Annotated in this window: 13 protein-coding genes; 4 read left to right on the forward strand and 9 right to left on the reverse strand. The window is 67.4% G+C overall.

What is annotated here, in order from left to right; all coding sequences use genetic code 11:
• Position 1: 1 nt before the first annotated feature.
• Positions 2-1153, forward strand: a complete 1152-nt coding sequence (locus ACSFCA_RS05010) for an MFS transporter (RefSeq protein ID WP_435458823.1) — start codon at positions 2-4, stop codon at positions 1151-1153.
• Between the two features lie 4 nt (positions 1154-1157).
• Here the strand turns inward: ACSFCA_RS05010 and ACSFCA_RS05015 are convergent, their stop codons facing one another.
• From ACSFCA_RS05015 to ACSFCA_RS05030, 4 genes are read right to left on the reverse strand one after another with little or no spacing between them, the layout of a single operon-like run.
• Positions 1158-2174, reverse strand: a complete 1017-nt coding sequence (locus tag ACSFCA_RS05015; protein WP_435458824.1) for a S49 family peptidase — start codon at positions 2172-2174, stop codon at positions 1158-1160.
• 1 nt (position 2175) lies between these two features.
• Positions 2176-2547 (reverse strand): Rieske (2Fe-2S) protein, encoded by a 372-nt coding sequence (locus ACSFCA_RS05020; RefSeq protein ID WP_258350720.1) that lies wholly within the window; start codon positions 2545-2547, stop codon positions 2176-2178.
• A gap of 11 nt (positions 2548-2558) precedes the next feature.
• Positions 2559-3230 carry an HAD family hydrolase gene (locus ACSFCA_RS05025; RefSeq protein ID WP_093049389.1) on the reverse strand — a complete coding sequence of 224 codons (672 nt, stop codon included), beginning with the start codon at positions 3228-3230 and terminating at the stop codon, positions 2559-2561.
• Entirely contained in the window at positions 3223-4323 is a 1101-nt protein-coding gene (locus ACSFCA_RS05030; protein WP_435458825.1) for an RluA family pseudouridine synthase, read from the reverse strand. The genes ACSFCA_RS05025 and ACSFCA_RS05030 overlap by 8 nt, the downstream gene beginning before the upstream one ends.
• Positions 4324-4885: 562 nt before the next feature.
• Between ACSFCA_RS05030 and ACSFCA_RS05035 the strand changes: the two genes are divergently transcribed.
• Positions 4886-8077, forward strand: a complete 3192-nt coding sequence (locus ACSFCA_RS05035; protein WP_435458826.1) for an Rne/Rng family ribonuclease — start codon at positions 4886-4888, stop codon at positions 8075-8077.
• A gap of 46 nt (positions 8078-8123) precedes the next feature.
• Here the strand turns inward: ACSFCA_RS05035 and ACSFCA_RS05040 are convergent, their stop codons facing one another.
• Positions 8124-8990 (reverse strand): LysR family transcriptional regulator, encoded by an 867-nt coding sequence (locus ACSFCA_RS05040; protein ID WP_435458827.1) that lies wholly within the window; start codon positions 8988-8990, stop codon positions 8124-8126.
• A gap of 122 nt (positions 8991-9112) precedes the next feature.
• Between ACSFCA_RS05040 and ACSFCA_RS05045 the strand changes: the two genes are divergently transcribed.
• Entirely contained in the window at positions 9113-10675 is a 1563-nt protein-coding gene (locus ACSFCA_RS05045; protein ID WP_435458828.1) for an MFS transporter, read from the forward strand.
• A 6-nt stretch (positions 10676-10681) separates the two neighbouring features.
• Here the strand turns inward: ACSFCA_RS05045 and ACSFCA_RS05050 are convergent, their stop codons facing one another.
• From ACSFCA_RS05050 to hemC, 4 genes are read right to left on the reverse strand one after another with little or no spacing between them, the layout of a single operon-like run.
• On the reverse strand, positions 10682-11965 hold the full coding sequence (locus tag ACSFCA_RS05050) for a heme biosynthesis protein HemY (RefSeq protein ID WP_093049378.1): 1284 nt from the start codon (positions 11963-11965) through the stop codon (positions 10682-10684).
• A 6-nt stretch (positions 11966-11971) separates the two neighbouring features.
• Positions 11972-13072, reverse strand: a complete 1101-nt coding sequence (locus tag ACSFCA_RS05055; RefSeq protein ID WP_435458829.1) for a uroporphyrinogen-III C-methyltransferase — start codon at positions 13070-13072, stop codon at positions 11972-11974.
• Positions 13069-13842 carry a uroporphyrinogen-III synthase gene (locus ACSFCA_RS05060; protein ID WP_258350726.1) on the reverse strand — a complete coding sequence of 258 codons (774 nt, stop codon included), beginning with the start codon at positions 13840-13842 and terminating at the stop codon, positions 13069-13071. The genes ACSFCA_RS05055 and ACSFCA_RS05060 overlap by 4 nt, the downstream gene beginning before the upstream one ends.
• Before the next feature lie 16 nt (positions 13843-13858).
• Positions 13859-14764 (reverse strand): hydroxymethylbilane synthase, encoded by a 906-nt coding sequence (gene hemC, locus ACSFCA_RS05065; protein ID WP_435458830.1) that lies wholly within the window; start codon positions 14762-14764, stop codon positions 13859-13861.
• Between the two features lie 112 nt (positions 14765-14876).
• On the opposite strand from hemC, the gene ppc reads away from it, so the two are divergent.
• The gene (gene ppc / locus ACSFCA_RS05070; RefSeq protein WP_435458831.1) at positions 14877-17720 is read left to right on the forward strand and encodes a phosphoenolpyruvate carboxylase; all 2844 of its coding nucleotides are present in this window, start codon (positions 14877-14879) and stop codon (positions 17718-17720) included.
• Positions 17721-17788 lie beyond the last annotated feature (68 nt).

Consider the following 17788-nt stretch of genomic DNA (forward strand, 5'->3'; position numbering starts at 1 on the left):
GATGGTGGGTGTTACCGCAGCCACGCGCTGGGCATCGCGCGCGCAGTTCTTTGCCGCCGGCTTCATCTTCGCGACCTGGGGCGTGCATGTGCCGACGGTCAAGGCGCACTACGGCATCGACGAAGCACAGCTCGGGCTGGCCATGCTCGCTGCCGGTGCCGGCGCGATGTTCGGCCTGACCAGTGCAGGCCGCTGGATCGGCCGCCATGGCCCGCGCCGCGTGGCCTGCATCTGCGGCTGCATCTATGCGCTGCTTCTGGCCGGCCTGATCGCGATGCCCGGCTATGCCGCGCTGCTGCTTCTGCTGGCGGCTTTCGGCCTCGTGACCAGTGTGTTCGACGTGTCGATCAACACCGAGGCCGCCCAACTCGAACTGCACAGCGACACACCCCTGATGAGCGGCATGCACGGCATGTTCAGCCTGGGCGGCATGGCCGGCGCCGCGAGCGGCAGTGCCGCGCTGGCAGCCGGGCTCGGCGCGCAGGCGCACCTGCTGCTGGTCGCGACCGCGATGGTGCTGCTCGTCGCCCTGGCCTCGACACGCATGCTGCCCCGCCCCGCCACCAGCGGCGCCACCGAGGCCGATCACGGCTTCCTGCTGCCGCGTGGCACGCTCGCAGTACTGGGCGTGCTCGCCGCACTGGGCCTGATCGCCGAAGGCGCGATCTACGACTGGAGCGTTCTCTATATGCAGCAGGAAATCGGCAGCCCGCAGCAACAGGCCGCCCTGGCCTATGCCAGCTTCTCGGCAGCGATGGCCGCGGCGCGCTTCGGCGGCGACGCGCTGCGCGCCCGTTTCTCGCCGAGCACGCTGCTGCTCGGCAGCGGCCTGCTGGCCGCGGCGTCGATGGCGCTGGTGCTCATTACCGACCTGCCCTGGCTGGCGCTGGTCGGCTTCGCGGGCGTGGGGGTCGGCTTTGCGAACGTGGTGCCGATCCTGTTCTCCGCCTCGGCGAAAGTTCCGGGCATAGAGCCCGCACGCGGCATTGCGTCGGTCTCGGCCTTGGCCTACTTGGGGTTCATGGCGGGCCCGGCAGTGATCGGGCTGCTGGCGCGGGCGACCTCGCTGACCGCCGCGCTCTATGTGGTCGTGGTCTTCGCCGCGGCGCTGGCGGCATCTGCGCGCTACACCGCCAGCGGCAAAAACAAATAAGAGATCAGCGCAGGGCCGGCGCGGTGTGCATCAGGCGCACGGTGGTTTCGGCCATCGCCGCGCCAAACTTCTTGGCCAGCTTCTCGGCCACGTTGTCGCGCCGCGTGTAGTCGATCACTTCTTCGGCCTTGATCACTTCGCGCGCCACGTAGTCGACGTTGCCCAGCTGGTCGGCCAGGCCGTATTCAACAGCCTGCTCGCCGCTCCAGAACAGACCGCTGAACAAGCCGGGCGTGTCGAGCTTCAGGCGATCACCGCGACCGGCCTTCACCACGTTGATGAACTGCGTGTGGATCTGGTTGAGCATCGTCTGCGCGTGCGCGCGCTGCGCATCGCTCATCGGGCTGAACGGATCGAGGAAGCCCTTGTTCTCGCCGGCCGTCAGCAGGCGGCGCTCGACGCCGACTTTCTCCATCACGCCGGTGAAACCGAAGCCGTCCATCAGCACGCCGATGCTTCCGACGATGCTGGCCTTGTCGACGTAGATCTTGTCTGCGGCGGCGGCAATGTAGTAGGCAGCCGAGGCGCAGGTCTCCTCGACCACGGCATATACCGGCTTCTTGTACTTGGCCTTCAGGCGCTTGATTTCGTCGTTGATGATGCCGGCCTGCACCGGGCTGCCGCCGGGCGAGTTGATCAGCAGGACCACGCCCTTGGCGCCTTCATCCTCGAAGGCCGTCTTCATCGCGGCCACAACGAACTCCGCGCTCGCATCACCGCCATTGGCGATTTCGCCCTTGATCTCGACGACGGCGGTGTGCGCCGTCGTCTTGGCCGTGCTCGGCGCGCTGCGCGAGAGCGCGAACCACGCCAGGAAGATGAAGAAAGCAAGCCAGGACAGACGCACGAAGGTCTTCCAGCGGCGCGTGGCCTTCTGTTCGTTCAACGAAGCGAAGGCGAGCTTTTCGAGGGTGGCGCGCTCCCAACCGGGGCGCTGCGTGGGATCTTTGGCCATGTTCGTGGGAGGGGCCGGCTCAAATGGTTCGAACCCGGCGGGTTCCGTTCGGTTCGGGTCGGTCATGTCAGAAGGTCAGGGGGTGAAGGTTCCAGCCAGTATGCCAGTGCACTACGCCGTCATGCTCGCTCAAGGCGATCTTCACGAGGCCGCCGCGGCACGGCCCGCCCGCGCATTCGCCGGTGTCGGGCTTGTAGACCGCGCCGTGCGTCGCACACAGGAGCCACTGGCCGGTGTCGTCGAAGAAGCGGTCGGGCTGGAAGTCGAGTTCCATCGCAACGTGGCTGCAACGGTTGAGAAACGCATGCGGCTGCCCCTCGAAACGTATCGCGAAGGCGCGGCAGGTTTCTCCGCCATAGACCACGTCGAAGGGCACGGCCAGGCCGCCTTCGGTCAGGTCGGCGGCATTGCACAGCGGGATGCGTTCTTCGTCGCTCATGGCGGGAGTTTTCAGGCGTTTCCGAGGAGCCACGCCTCGAGGTCGGCTACCGAATGCGCGATGTGCAGCGGCTTGAATTCGTCGAAGCTGGCGGGTTCATGCGCGCCGTAACTCACACCCACGTTGGCGCAGCCGGCGTTCTGCGCAAGCTGCAGGTCATGCGTGGTGTCGCCGATCATCAGGGTGCGTTCCGGCGGCACGTCGAGTTCTTCCATCAATTCCAGCAACATGCGCGGATGCGGCTTGCCGAAGGTTTCGTCGGCAGTGCGAGAGGCATCGAAGCGGTCGCGCAGCGCGACCGACTTGAGCGCCTCATTGAGGCCGCGGCGCGACTTGCCGGTGGCCACGGCCAGTTTGTGGCCGCGCGCGCGCAGGGCATCGAGCATCTGCAGCACGCCATCGAACAGCACGAGGTCGTCCTGGTGCTGAAGATAGTGGTAGCGGTAACGGGCGCCGAGCTCGGGGTACTTTTCTTTCGGCACGTCGGGCGCCGCACGCGCGAGCGCCTCGGCCAGGCCGAGGCCGATCACCCAGGCGGCGTCGTTCTCGCTCGGCTTGGCACCGCCAACGTCGATCACCGCGGCCTGGATGCAGCGCACGATCAGGCGCGTGGAGTCATAGAGCGTGCCGTCCCAGTCGAAGGCGATCAGGTCGAAGCGAAGGGGTCTGGAAGAATCAGTCATGGGCCGTGGGAGTGGGGTGTTGGGCCAGCGCCTCGAGGGCAGCGAGCGGCATCAGCGCGTGCAGTTCGGGCGGCAGGTCGGCCTGCAGCGCCACGCGGTCGCCGCTGGCCGGATGGTTGAATTGCAGCCGCCACGCGTGAAGAAACATGCGCTTAAGGCCGAGTTTCTGAAATGCGCGCTGGCGCTCCGACTCGCCGTACTTGTCGTCGCCGGCAATCGGATGCCCGGCCGACGCAAGGTGAACGCGAATCTGATGCGTGCGCCCGGTCTTGATCGTCACCGCCAGCAACGACAGCGACGCGGCATCGCCAGGCAGCGAAAGCCGAGCCAGCACCCGCACCAGCGTGACGGCGCGCATGGCGTCCGGATGGTCCTTGGCGACCACGCGCACGCGGCGCTCGCCGGCGCCAGCGCCGGAACCGTCGGGCAGCAAATACTTGGCCAGCGGCGCGTCGAGCACCTTCTTGTTGGCCGGCCAGGCGCCTTCGACCAGCGCCAGGTAGGTCTTGCCGGTTTCTCGTTCGCGGAACTGGTCTTGCAGCGCGACCAGCGCGCTGCGCTTCTTGGCGACCAGCAGGATGCCGGAGGTTTCGCGGTCCAGCCGGTGCACCAGTTCAAGAAATTTGGCGGCAGGCCGCGCCGTGCGCAGTTGCTCGATCACGCCAAAGCTCACGCCGCTGCCGCCATGGACAGCCACGCCGGCCGGCTTGTCGATGGCCAGCACGGCTTCGTCTTCGAGCAGTACCGGAAATTCGCGCGCCGGGGCCGGCGGGGTGCCGCCCTCTTCCGCGCGCGGCGAGATGCGAATCGGCGGCAGCCGCAGCACATCGCCCGTCTCGATGCGGGTTTCGGCCTGCACCCGGCCCTTGTTGATGCGCACCTCGCCCGACCGGATGATCCGGTAGACGTGCGTCTTCGGAACGCCTTTCAGATGGCGGAAAAGGAAGTTGTCGAGCCGCTGCCCGGCAGATTCGGCGTCGACCGTGAGGAATGTGATGGCCGAATGCGGCGCCCCGGCTTCGCCTGGGGCTTTTCGGCCTGCGGGATTTGGAGCAGCCGCGGGGCCTTGCTTCGCACCTATAATGTTTTTCACCAGCGCGGTCATGTAAGTGCTTGATTAGACAGAAGTTTAGTCCACTGCCATCAAATACCCAGGACGGCGCTGTGAGGTCGATGCCGCTTTGGCGCCGAGCTGCAAACCCCGCGCAATTGCGCAAAGTGGCAGACCAGGCACCCAAGTCAAGCCGACACCCACGAAACACCGATACGGAATACCCAGCCTGCAGCTTCCAAGCTGCCGGCGGATCGAAGCGAGTCCCTTGTTGTGTTGATGCTGCTGATTCAAATGTGCCTGCGCTGGCCGACCTGGTTTCGACCAGTGGCCTCAGGCATTGAATCGTTGGCAGCGTGCGCCACTCTTGCGCAACCAGCTATCAAAAAGATAGCCGGCCAACACCGAATCTGGCTCGCGCCCATCCACGCGCCCCCACCCCGGCTGTCTTCTTGAGCTAACGCTCGAGAGGCCTGCTCGCGCCTGGCGCGGCAGTGAACAGCATCCGGGGCCCAAGCGGCAATTCCCTGGTTTCGCGGGCGTCGTCCGTGCATCGTTGGCCCATCAAGGGCCGGTAGAACGATACATATAAGGACAACGCATCATGAAGCGGATGCTGATCAATGCCACGCAGGCCGAAGAACGCCGCCTGGCCATCGTCGACGGGCAGAAACTGCTCGACTACGAAATCGAAATCGAAGGGCGCGAACAGCGCAAGGGCAACATCTACAAAGCCGTCGTGACGCGCGTCGAGCCTTCGCTCGAAGCCTGTTTCGTCGACTACGGTGAAGACCGCCACGGCTTCCTGCCGTTCAAGGAAATCTCCAAGCAATATTTCGCCGAAGGCGTGTCTGCCAGCCAGGCCCGCATCCAGGACGCGATCCGCGAAGGCCAGGAACTCACCGTCCAGGTCGAAAAAGAAGAACGCGGCAACAAGGGCGCAGCCCTCACCACCTTCATCTCGCTGGCCGGCCGCTATGTCGTGCTGATGCCGAACAACCCCCGTGGTGGTGGCGTTTCGCGCCGCATCGAAGGTGACGACCGCGCCGAACTCAAGGAGGCGATGGACCAGCTCGAGTACCCGAAGGGCATGAGCATCATCGCGCGCACCGCCGGCATCGGCCGCATCGCGTCCGAACTCCAGTGGGACCTGAACTACCTGCTCAAGCTCTGGACCGCCATCGACGGCGCGGCCAAGGGCGGCAAGGGCGCCTTCCTGATCTACCAGGAATCGTCGCTCGTCATCCGCGCCATCCGTGATTACTTCAATCACGACATCGGCGACATCCTGATCGACACCGACGACATCTACGACCAGGCGCAGCAATTCATGGCGCACGTCATGCCCGAGCATGCCGCCCGCGTGAAGCGCTACCGCGACGACGCCGCCCTGTTCAGCCGCTTCCAGATCGAGCACCAGATCGAGTCGGCCTACGCCCGCACCGTGCAGCTGCCCTCGGGCGGCGCCATCGTGATCGACCACACCGAAGCACTGGTCTCGGTCGACGTGAACTCGGCCCGCGCCATCAAGGGCGGCGACATCGAAGAAACCGCCACCCGCACCAACCTCGAAGCCGCCGACGAAGTGGCCCGCCAGATGCGCCTGCGCGACCTGGGCGGCCTGATCGTCATCGACTTCATCGACATGGACGAGTCGAAGAACCGCCGCGAAGTCGAAAGCCGCCTGCGCGACGCGCTGCGCCAGGACCGCGCCCGCGTGCAGTTCGGCTCGATCAGCAAGTTCGGCCTGATGGAAATGAGCCGTCAGCGCCTGAAGCCGGCGCTCTCCGAAGGCTCGTCGATCCCCTGCCCCCGCTGCGGCGGCTCGGGCCACATCCGCGACACCGAATCGAGCGCGCTGCAGATCCTGCGCATCATTCAGGAAGAGTCCATGAAGGACAACACGGCCGCCGTGCATGTGCAGGTGCCCGTGGAAGTCGCATCGTTCCTGCTGAACGAAAAGCGCCCCGAAATCGCGAAGATCGAACTCAAGCAGCGCGTCACCGTGCTGATGGTGCCCAACAAGACGCTCGAAACGCCGAACTACAAGCTCGAGCGCCTGAAGCACGACGATCCGCGCCTCGACCACATCGAAGCCAGCTACAAGATGGCCGACGAGATCGAAGACCCGACCTCGGTCACGCGCCGTTCGCAAGAGCCCACCAACAAGCAGACGCCAGTCATCAAGGGCGTGCTGCCCGATGCGCCCGCGCCCGTGGTGCCGCCCAAGCCCGAAGCAGTGCGCGCGCCTGTCGCAGCACCCGCACCGGTCGCACCGCCCGTGGTGAGCGCGCCGGTTCCGGCGCAGACCGGCTTCTTCGCCTGGATCAAGAACCTGTTCGGCGGCACGCCGGCCCCCGCTGCGGCGCCTGCGCCGTCCGCGATTCCGGTCGAGGCACCGAAGCCCCGTCGCGACGGCCGTCCTGGCCGCGATGGCGAAGCACGCGGCGGCGCACGTGACGGCGAACAGCGCCGTGGCGGCCGCGGTGGTGAAGGCCGCGGCGAAAACGGCGGACGCTCCGGCGGTCGCGACGGCGAACGCCGTGGCGGCCGTGGCGGCGAGCGCCGTGAAGGCCGCGAAGGCCGTGAAGGCCGCAGCAGCGAACTGCGCAACGACGCCGCCAACCAGCCGCGTGAACAACGCGAACCGCGCGAGCAGCGTGAGCCCCGCGAGCCGCGTGAAGCGCGCGCACCGCGCGACGGCGAACAACGCCGCAACGGTCGCGGCGAGCGCCGCGAAGGCGAAGGCCGCGAAGGTCGCAACAACGCACCGGCCGAAGCACTCGACGGCAACGTCAACCTCGAAGCCCAGCAACTGGCGACCGGCGCCGTTGCAGGCGACGAAGGCAACGCAGCGGAACGCGCACCCCGCGCCCGCGGCGAACGCCGTGAACGTGGCGAGCGCGGTGAACGTGGTGGCGAGCGCAATGGCGCCGACAACAACGGCGCCCGCGAACGCAACGCCGAAGCCGGCGAAGGCGCCGCGCAAGGCGAGCAACGCCAGCCCCGCAACGGCCGCGACGAGCAGCGCGCACCGCGTGGCGAACGCAGCGACCGCAACGACGGCCGCCGCGAACGCCGCAACGACGCGCCTCAAGCCGAAGCGGATGCACGCGGCGCCGAAGCCGCAGCAGCCGATGTCGATCAAGGCAGCGAAGCCAGCATCAACGGCAACAACGAGCAGGCACCGCGCCGCGAAGGCGACGAACGCCGCGGCCGTTCGCGTGACCGCTACGGCCGTGACCGCCGCGAACGCGGCCCGCGCGATGAAGCCGAAGCCACCGCCGAAGGCGCCGCAACGGAAGCCACGGGCGACGCACAGCAGCAAGCCCCGCAGCAGCAACTGCCGCTGGCGTCGGAACGCTTCGAAGCAGTCGAAGCTGCTGCGGCACCGGAAGTCCGAGAACCCGTGGCAGCGCCGCAGCAGGTCCGCACCGAGCGCCCCGCGCCGGCACCGGCTGTCGTGGCAGCAGCTGCGCCGATCGTCGTCGAAAGCGCCAAGGCGCCCGTCGCCGCCAACGGCCGCGCACTGCCCAAGGTTCAGCCTTTCGAGCTGCCGCTGAACGAGCTCGCGCAGATTGCCGAGAGCTCGGGCCTGCAGTGGGTCAACTCGGATGCCGAGCGCATCGCGCAAGCCCGCGCTGCCATCGCAGCCGAGCCGAAGCCGGTGCACGTGCCGCGCGAACGCCCGCCGGTGGTCGTGCTCGACGAAGGCCCGCTGGTGCTGGTCGAAACCCGCCGCGACCTCGGTTCGATGTCGCTGCCGTTCGAGCAAGAGCAGCAACGCAGCCTCTGAGCGATACACGCTCCCAAGTAAAAACGGCGCCAGTGGCGCCGTTTTTTTATGCCTTGTCGTGCGCCGGCAGTTCGGGCATCTCCAGGATCAACTGGCCGAACCGGCAGGCGCATTCCGTCTTGCCGCCCTCGCTCCAGATCAGCGAAAAATCCACGTTCGGCAAGGGCGGCAGTCCGTAGCGGCCGTCGACGATCTTCATGCCCGGCTCCACGTCCTCGCGCGTGAGCACCGTCACGGCCAACCCCGCCAGCACGGCAGCGCGAATGCCGTGCTGGCTCGCGGAAGTGAAGACCACGTGCCAGTCGACCGGCGTCGCATCCAGCGCTGCGCCGGCAAGTTCACGGTTGACGCAGGGCTTCGGAAAGTACGCCAGCGGCAGCGACGCGCCGGCGGGCGGCTCAAAAGTCTCTGCCGCCACCCACACCAGCTGCGTGCGCCGCAGGCGCGTGCCCTCCTCGCAATCGGACCTCGACATCACCACCGCAAGATCGAGCTCACCCGCCTTGATCATTGCGCGAAAGTCGAGGTGCATGCTCACGCTGACCTCCATGCGCGTGGCGGGAAACGAGCGCGCAAACTGCGAGAGCAGCGGCGGCAGCCGGTCGCCCATGAAGGTGTCCGGTGCGCCGAAGCGCACTACGCCCGAGATCAGCGAGGGTTGAAAGCGCCGCGTCATCGTGTCGAGCGTGTCGAGGATCTGCTGCGCATAGCGAAGGAAGTCTTCGCCGTCTTCCGTCACCGTGAGGCGGCGTGTCGTGCGATGCAGCAGCGGCCGGCCCACCTGCTCTTCGAGCCGACGGATCTGGTGGCTGATGGCCGACTGCGTAAGGTGCAGCCGCTGGGCGGCACGCGTGAAGCCGCCGGTTTCCTTGACGGCCACGAAGGCTCGCAGCAGCGCGGGGTCGAAATCCATGGCAATCAACCAGTCAATGATGAATCGTCATGGATTCTAGGAAATTAAATCATTTCCATCATGAAGAGGCCTTCCCCAGAATCGCCCGGACCTCTTTGCCAAAGACTCCCGAAAGACCTCCGATGCCTCTCTCCCATACCGGCAAGAACCGGATCGCGCTGGCCGCGATCTGCCTCATTGCCCTGATGTTCGGCCTGGAAATCTCCAGCGTGCCGGTCATTCTTCCCTCGCTCGAACAGGCATTGCACGCCGACTTCAGCGACATGCAGTGGATCATGAACGCCTACACCATCGCCTGCACCACCGTATTGATGGCCGCGGGCACGCTGGCCGACCGCTACGGCCGCAAGCGCATCCTCGTCGTCGGCGTGGTGCTGTTCGGCCTCACCTCGCTGGCCTGCGGGCTGGCGCAAAGCGCGCCGTTGCTGATCGCCAGCCGGTTCCTCCAAGGCCTGAGCGGCGGCGCGATGCTGATCTGCCAGCTTGCCGTGCTCTCGCATCAGTTCCAGCAGGGCAAAGAACGCAGCAGGGCCTTCGCCATCTGGGGCGTGGTCTTCGGCATGGGCCTGGGGTTCGGGCCGATCATCGGCGGGGCGATCGTGGCGCTGTCGAGCTGGCAATGGGTATTCCTGGTCCACGTGCCGCTGGCGGCGGTGGCCGTTGCCCTCGTGCTCGGCAGCGTGGAAGAGTCGAGCGACCCCGACGCGCAAAGGCTCGACCTGCCTGGCATCGTCACGCTGTCGCTTGCGGTGCTGGGCCTGACGTACTTCATCACGCAGGGGCCGGGCCTCGGCTTTGCGAGCCCGCTGGCCATTGGCGTGATCGCGGCTTCGGCCGCAAGCTTCGTGATCTTCCTATGGGTGGAGAAGATCAACCCGCATCCGATGTTCGACTTCTCGGTCTTCAAAATCCGCAACTTCTCGGGTTCGATCATCGGCTCCATCGGCATGAACTTCAGTTTCTGGCCGTTCATGATCTACCTGCCCATCTACTTCCAGGGCGCGCTGGGCTACGACGCGGTCACGGTCGGCTCTGCGTTGCTGGCCTACACGCTGCCCACGCTCGTGCTGCCGCCGCTGGCCGAGCGACTGTCGGTGCGCTACCGACCAGGCGTGGTAATTCCGGCGGGCCTGTTCGTCATCGGGCTCGGCTTCATGGCAATGCGCTACGGCAGCGGCATGGCCCACGCCAGCTGGATGACGATGCTGCCCGGCTGCCTGCTGGCCGGCATCGGGCTGGGCCTGACCAACACGCCAGTGACCAACACCACTACCGGCTCGGTGCCCAGTTCGCGCGCGGGCATGGCCTCGGGCATGGACATGAGCGCGCGGCTGATCACGCTGGCCATCAACATCGCGCTGATGGGCTTCATCCTGCTCGAAGGCATTCATGCGCATCTGCGCGGCGCGTTGTCGGCATCGCTGGACGCAATGCAATTGCGCGCGCTGGCGGAGAAGATCGCAGCCGGCAACTTCGCGTCGCTTGCCGAAGGCTTTCCGGCGCTGTCGCAGGCGGACCCGTCCGGCGCCGTCGTGCATGCGGCGCTGGTGCATAGCTTCGGGCTGGTGATGCTCTACGGGGGTGTCGGCGTCTGGGTGCTGGCCGGCGTCAGTCTGCTGATCTTCGGCAGTGGCAAGCCATTGGCGCGGTCATCGGGCCTGAACGCCGAGAGGTCCTGCCCCTGAAAACGCTCAGCTGTTCTCGATCTGCGCCGCGCGCTTCCACGCCTCGGCAGCCTGCTCGGCATCGTCGCGGTCTTCGGCCAACTGGGCCAACGCAAGCCAGGCACGGCGGTACAGATCGGTGTCCTGCAGCCCAAGACCGGCCTGCGTCAACAGCTGCTGGGCCTTGCCCCACAACTGGCGCTTCATGCAAGCCATGCCCGCGAGGTACTGAAGGTTCGGGTCGCGCGGGTTGTTGCGCTGCGCGCTTTCGATGCGCGCCAGCCAGTCGGCATCGACCGAGTCGAGCCCCGCTTCGAGCGCACGCGCCAGTTTGACACGCAGCGCATCGCCGAGCGCGCGCGGGTTGGCCACCATGCGCTCCCAGGCCGGCAGCAGCCAGCCGCGGGCCAGAGCAAGGTCGCCACGCAGCGCGACCATGCGTTGGGCCGCGTGAATCGCCACTTCGGGCATATCGCGCTCGTTGGCATCGAGTTCGGTCCACGCGCGAAGCAGCTGTGCCGGATCGTGCGCACCCGTCAGCAGCTCGGTCGCCAGTCCGCGCACGATGCTCTGAGCCGCGGCGTCCGAGAAGGCGCGGTGCTTGGCCAGCAGGCGCGCGGTTTCGAGCGCCTCGAGCGTGCGGCGATCCTGCCGTGCCGCCTTGAGCCGCAGGCGCAATGCGAGCGTGCGGCGCTGCGCGCCTTGCGGCAGTTCTTCGAGCCGCGCGAGTGCCGCGGCTGCGTCGCGGTCTTCGAGCGCCCAGCGCGCCGCGCGCAGTTGCACGCCTTCGCGCGTCTCCGGGCTGGCGAGCACGGCGCGGTCGGCGCTTTCATTGAGGGCCTGCTGCAGATGCGCGTCGCGCGCTGGCTTGTCTTGCAAGGCCTGTGCACTCTCGGCCGCCAGCAGGTGCGACAACACGCGCACCTGTTGAGCCTGCGGCAGGCTGGCGCCGAGCGCCGACAGCGTTTTCTCTTGCGTGAGCGCGGCCTGCGCGGCCTTGCGTGCACGCGAGAAGCGCCCCGAGATCAGCTGCACCATCGCATCGAGCAGGGCTGCATGCAACGTGCGCTCCTTCTGCTGCAGCCGCCATTGGCGCGCCTGCGTCGGCAGCGAGAACAACGCTGCCAGTGCCCGCAAAGCCACGTGCATCAGCACGAAGGCCACCAGCAGGATCACGAGCACGAGGTTCAGCGACAGGTCGACACGCCAGGGCGGCCAGAACACGGTGATCGTGCCCTGGTTGTTGCCTGCGAACAGGGCGACTGCTGCTGCAACAGCGAACAGTGCGAGGAGCCAGATTGCTGCGCGCATGTCCGATCAGCGTCCTGCTGCGGCGGTAGCCAGTGCCGCGAGCGTGTCGTCGATGCGGACCGGCTCGGCCGTCTTCACCAGCGCCTGCAGTTGCTGCAGCTGCGTGGCGGCGGCCTGGGTGCGGCGCGATGCGGGGTCGAAGTAGCGGTTGAGCGAGGCAGTTACCTGCGACAGCTCGCCGCGCGTGGCTTCCATTTGCCGCGACAGCAGCGACAGGCGCGCATTGAGCAGCTTGAGCTTCAGGTTCTCGCGCAGGAAGTAAGACTGTTCGGGAGCCAGCAGGATTGCTTCCGGGCTCTGGATACGGCCGACGCGCACCAGCGAGCGGGCCTCGCCGCGCACGGTGAGCAGCACGCGGCGCCACCACGGCGCATCGGCAGGAATCGGTTCGGCCTGCCAGGCGTTGGTGCCGGTGCCGCGCACGGCAACGGCGTTGAGCGTGGGCAGGTCGTCCACGCCGCGCATCAGTTCGTCGAGCTTCTGCAGCGCTTCGGCGCTGTCGGTGCTTGCGGTGCTGCGCAGGCGGTCGGCATCGCGCTGCATGGACCTCTGCAGTGGCGTCAGCCGTGGCTGCGCGGCTCGCGCGATGCGCACGTCGCCGGCCTTCAGCGCAGCCAGCAGCGGCTCGACGCTGCCGGTGACCTGCGCCTGCTGCAGGGCAAGGCGCACGGCCGACTCGATGTCGACCACGAGGTTCTCGTCGCGCGAACGCGAGAGGCTTTGAATGAGTTCTTCGAGCTGCGAGCGTTGCAGCGCGACTTCGGCCACGCGGGTCTCGACCAGGGCCACGCGGGCCGAAGCCTCGCGCACGGTGTCGCTTGCCTGGCGGGCCAGCGTGCGCGCCTCCATCGACTGCGCGATGGCATCGGCGCTCTGGCGAGCCAGCTGTTCCTTCATGCCGCCAACCTTCTGCCACAGTGCGATCGTCATCAGCAAGGCGGCCAGCGCCAAGAGGGCCACGAGGCCGAATGCGATGCGGGAGAGGATCAGCGCCCCCGCTGCCTGTGCGGCTGGCGTCTGGTGCGGTGCCAGCGTGGCGGGCACCGGCGCCGTGGCAGCGGTTGGGGAAGGAGAGGAAAAATCGTCTGACGGGGACGCGGCGCTCATGCCAAGGATTCTATAGACGCGATCAGCGCATCCCGCAGCGGTGTGCATACACGCAACGCCCCGAAACCCGCAGCCCGCGCGGCTTCGCCGATTCGTGCATGCGTGGCGACCGCACTCGCGGCATGCCACTGCACACCGGGCATCGCGCGCTGCAGATTGCCGATGGCCTCTGAGCTGCTGAAGAGCCAGATCGCGCGGCCTTCGGCACCGTCGATAGCCAGCTGATGTTGTACGACATCCAGCGATGGCGGCAACCGGCGATAGGCCACCACGGTGTCGCGATAGCCGCCCGCGGCATCGATTTCATTGGCGAGCCAGTCGCGCCCTGTGGGGTGTCCGGCTTCGTCGCCGCCACGCACGATGAGCACTCGCACACCGGCCGACACCTGGGCCTGCACGCGCTCCCACAGCGCTTCGGAGTCGAAGCGCGTGGCCTCGGGGGGCGGCGCGTCGATGAGTTCCGACGGCACGCCGGCGCGAAGCAAGGCGCGCGTGGTGCCAGGGCCCGTGGCCCAGAAGCGGCGCCCTGCCAGCGTATCGGCAGCGTTCTTGTGCTGGAAGAAATGTTCGACGGCCGTGGCGCTCACGAACATCAGCGCCGCGTAATCCGCCAGTTGCCGCCACGCGGCGCGCAGCGGCTCGGCGTCGGCCACCGGTTCGATCACGATGAGCGGCAGCGCCACCGCATCGAGCCCCGCGGCGCGCAGGTCGCTCACCCATTGCGCCGCCTCGCGCGCCGGCCGCGTGACGATGACGGGACGGGCGGTCATACGATGACCACCGGTATCAGTGGGCCCCGGCGTCGCGCAGCAGCGCCGCGGCGTGCTCGCCGAGCGCATCGGCCTGCGCGAAATCGCCGGCCTGCGCCAGCGCATGCACCTTCACCAGAGGCGCATTGCCTTCCGGGTCGCCCCAAGCGGCGTCGATGCGCAGCGCGCCGTCGGCCTGCCAGCGCGCATGGGCCGCCAGCGGCATGGAGCAGCTGCCGCCCATTGCGCGGCTCACAGCGCGCTCGGCGGCGGTGGAAAGCCAGTCGCCCTGGTGGGCCAGCGAGCGCAGCAGTTCGATGAGTTCGGTGCGATCCGCGCGCACCTCGATGCCCAATGCGCCCTGCCCTGCGGCCGGCAGCATGGTGTCGGGATCGAAGGCCACGCGGATGCGGCTTTCCAGCCCCAGCCGCTTGAGCCCGGCCGCCGCCAGCACGATGGCGTCGTATTGCCCTTCGTCGAGCTTGCGCAGGCGGGTGTCGAGGTTGCCGCGCAGCGGTTCGATGCGCAGGTCGGGCCGCAGCGCGCGCAGCAGCACCACGCGGCGCAGGCTCGAAGTGCCGACGACCGCACCCTGCGGCAGTGCGTCGAGCGATTCATAGCGGGGGGAGACGAGCGCGTCGCGCGGGTCTTCGCGCTCCAGCACGCAGGCCAGCGCGAAGCCTTCGGGCAGGTCCATCGGCACGTCTTTGAGCGAATGGACCGCGATGTCGGCGCGCCCTTCTTCGAGCGCGAGTTCGAGCTCTTTCACGAAGAGCCCCTTGCCGCCCACCTTGCTGAGCGTGCGGTCGAGGATCTGGTCGCCGGTGGTCGTCAGGCCGAGCAGGCTGACCGTGTGGCCCTTTTCTTGCAAAAGCGCCCGGACGTGTTCGGCTTGCCACAGTGCCAGGCGGCTTTCGCGCGTGGCGATCACGATATTGCTCAAGACCGGTTCCAAAAGTACATGTTCTAAACCGCCGGAATGCTAGCATGTTGCGCCGCAACAACGCAGGCGGCGCATCCATTCAAGAAGTCAAAAAGTCCAGGACAAACATCGAATGAAAGCCAGCAAGACCCCTGCTCCCCCCAAGCGCCGCCAGGCCGAAGACCAGCCACTGATCGACGATATCCGGCTGCTGGGCCGGATCCTCGGCGACGTGATCCGGGAGCAGGAAGGAGACGAGACCTACGCGCTGGTCGAAAAGATCCGCACCTTGTCCGTGGCTTTCCGCCGCGATGCCGACCACGCCGCCGACCGCGCGCTGAAGAACCTGCTCAAGGGCCTGAGCGCGGCCGAAACGGTGCGCGTGATTCGCGCCTTTACCTATTTCAGCCACCTGGCCAACCTCGCTGAAGACCGCCACCAGATCCGCCGCCGCACGGAAACGGAACGCGCCGGCGAAAGCGTCGAGGGCGACCTGCAAACGGCACTCGCCCGTATCCGCAAGGCCGGCGTGAAGCCCGACGACATCGTCGCCTCGCTGGCCCACAGCTACGTTTCGCCGGTGCTCACCGCGCACCCGACCGAAGTGCAGCGCAAGAGCATCCTCGATGCCGAGCGCGCCATCGCGCAATTGCTCACGGTGCGCGACGAAATCAGGCTGCGCCAGAGTGCCTATGCGGGCGGCAAGGATGCGCTCTCGCCGCTCGAATTTGCCGAGAACGAAACGCAGATGCGCACCCGCGTCACGCAGATCTGGCAGACGCGCATCCTGCGCTTTTCCAAGCTCACCGTGGCCGACGAAATCGAGAACTCGCTGAGCTACTACGAGGCCACCTTCCTGCGCGAGATTCCGCGCGTCTACGCCGACCTGGAAAAAGCCCTCGCCCAGGGCGGCCACACGCCATCGGTCGCGCCCTTCCTGCGCATGGGCCAGTGGATCGGCGGCGACCGCGACGGCAACCCCAACGTCACCGCCCAGACGCTCGAATACGCCCTGGGCCGCCAGTGCGAACTGGCGCTGCGCCACTACCTCACCGAAGTGCACTACCTGGGCGGCGAGCTGTCGCTGTCGGCCACGCTGGTCGATGTGACGGTCGAGATGCAGGCGCTGGCCGAACGCTCGCCCGACACCAACGAGCACCGCAAGGACGAGCCTTACCGCCGCGCCCTCACCGGTGTGTATGCGCGCCTGGCGGCCACGCTGCGCGAGCTCACCGGCGGCGAGGCCGCGCGCCATGCCGTCGCGCCCCAGAACCCGTACGCCAAGGCCGAAGACTTCCTGGCCGACCTGCGCACCGTGGCCGAGTCGCTCGAGGAAAAGCACGGCAACGTGCTCGCCGCGCCGCGCCTGCTGCCGCTGATTCGAGCGGTCGAGGTGTTCGGCTTTCACCTGGCCACGGTCGACCTGCGCCAGAGCTCAGACAAGCACGAAGCGGTGATCGCCGAGCTGCTGGCCACCGCGCGCATCGAGCCCTCGTATGCGTCGCTTGCCGAAGAAGCCAAGCAGACACTGCTGCTCAGGCTGCTCGACGACGCCCGCCCGCTACGCGTGCCCGACGCCGACTACTCGCCGCTTGCGAAGAGCGAGCTGGCCATCTTCGCCGCCGCTCGCGTTGCGCGTGCGCGCTATGGCGCCGCGGCCATCCGTCACTACATCATCAGCCACACCGAAACGGTGAGCGACCTGCTCGAAGCACTGCTGCTGCAGAAAGAAGTGGGCCTGCTGCGCGGCGCGATGGACAGCAACGCGACCTGCGACCTGATCGTGGTGCCGCTGTTCGAAACCATCGAAGACCTGCGCAACGCCGCGCCAATCGTGCGCGCCTTCTATGCACTGCCGAACATCCAGGCGCTCGTCGAACGCTCGGGCGCCGAGCAGGACGTGATGCTAGGCTACAGCGACAGCAACAAGGACGGCGGCATCTTCACCAGCAACTGGGAGCTGTACCGCGCGGGCATCGCGCTGGTGTCGCTGTTCGACGAGCTCAACAAGAAGAAGGCCAACCCCATTCGCCTGCGCATGTTCCATGGCCGCGGCGGCACCGTGGGACGCGGCGGCGGCCCGAGCTACCAGGCCATCCTCGCGCAGCCGCCCGGCACCGTGCGTGGCCAGATCCGCCTGACCGAGCAGGGCGAAGTCATCGGCTCGAAGTACGCCAACCGCGAGATCGGCCGGCGCAACCTCGAAACGCTGGTGGCCGCCACGCTCGAAGCCACGCTGCTGCCGCAGGGCAAGTCGGCGCCCGCCACCTTCCTCTCGGCCGCGGGCGAGCTTTCGACCGCGAGCATGGCCGCGTACCGCAAGCTGGTCTACGAAACCCCGGGCTTCGGCGACTACTTCTTCGGCTCCACACCGATCCGCGAGATCGCCGAACTCAACATCGGCTCGCGCCCCGCCTCGCGCAACCCCAGCCACAAGATCGACGACCTGCGCGCGGTGCCATGGAGCTTCAGCTGGGGCCAGTGCCGCCTGACCATTCCGGGCTGGTTCGGCTTCGGCTCGGGCGTCGAACAGTTCCTCGCTGCAGCGGGCACGGCCGCGGGGAAGAAGGAGCGCCAGGCATTGCTGCAGCGCATGTACGAGCAGTGGCCCTTCTTCCGCACGCTGCTGTCGAACATGGACATGGTGCTGGCCAAGAGCGACCTCGCACTGGCTTCGCGCTACGCCGAGCTGGTCACCGACCGCAAGCTGCGCCAGAAGGTGTTCTCGATGATCGATGCCGAATGGCACCGCACGTCGGATGCGCTCACGCTCATCACCGGCGCAAAGCAGCGGCTCGAAGGCAATGCCGAAATGCAGCGCTCGGTGCGCCACCGCTTTCCGTACATCGACCCGCTGCACCACCTGCAGGTCGAGCTGATGCGGCGCTACCGCGCGGGCGACGGCGGCGAGCGGCTGCAGCGCGGCATCCACATCTCGATCAACGGGGTGGCAGCGGGGCTGCGCAATACGGGCTGACCACACCCATTCCGGCCACGGCAAAGGGCGCTTCGGCGCCCTTTCCTACGTCCGGCATCGGCAATCAG

The sequence above is a fragment of the Variovorax multivorans genome, from assembly GCF_051216835.1.
GTDB lineage: Bacteria > Pseudomonadota > Gammaproteobacteria > Burkholderiales > Burkholderiaceae_C > Variovorax.

What these genes read in the sequence shown, in the direction of transcription:
- ACSFCA_RS05010 (WP_435458823.1), top strand. Translation starts at nt 2, where the DNA reads ATGGTGGGTGTTACCGCAGCCACGCGCTGGGCATCGCGCGCGCAGTTC.
- ACSFCA_RS05015 (WP_435458824.1), bottom strand. Translation starts at nt 2,174, where the DNA reads ATGACCGACCCGAACCGAACGGAACCCGCCGGGTTCGAACCATTTGAG.
- ACSFCA_RS05020 (WP_258350720.1), bottom strand. Translation starts at nt 2,547, where the DNA reads ATGAGCGACGAAGAACGCATCCCGCTGTGCAATGCCGCCGACCTGACC.
- ACSFCA_RS05025 (WP_093049389.1), bottom strand. Translation starts at nt 3,230, where the DNA reads ATGACTGATTCTTCCAGACCCCTTCGCTTCGACCTGATCGCCTTCGAC.
- ACSFCA_RS05035 (WP_435458826.1), top strand. Translation starts at nt 4,886, where the DNA reads ATGAAGCGGATGCTGATCAATGCCACGCAGGCCGAAGAACGCCGCCTG.
- ACSFCA_RS05040 (WP_435458827.1), bottom strand. Translation starts at nt 8,990, where the DNA reads ATGGATTTCGACCCCGCGCTGCTGCGAGCCTTCGTGGCCGTCAAGGAA.
- ACSFCA_RS05045 (WP_435458828.1), top strand. Translation starts at nt 9,113, where the DNA reads ATGCCTCTCTCCCATACCGGCAAGAACCGGATCGCGCTGGCCGCGATC.
- ACSFCA_RS05050 (WP_093049378.1), bottom strand. Translation starts at nt 11,965, where the DNA reads ATGCGCGCAGCAATCTGGCTCCTCGCACTGTTCGCTGTTGCAGCAGCA.
- ACSFCA_RS05055 (WP_435458829.1), bottom strand. Translation starts at nt 13,072, where the DNA reads ATGAGCGCCGCGTCCCCGTCAGACGATTTTTCCTCTCCTTCCCCAACC.
- ACSFCA_RS05060 (WP_258350726.1), bottom strand. Translation starts at nt 13,842, where the DNA reads ATGACCGCCCGTCCCGTCATCGTCACGCGGCCGGCGCGCGAGGCGGCG.
- ppc (WP_435458831.1), top strand. Translation starts at nt 14,877, where the DNA reads ATGAAAGCCAGCAAGACCCCTGCTCCCCCCAAGCGCCGCCAGGCCGAA.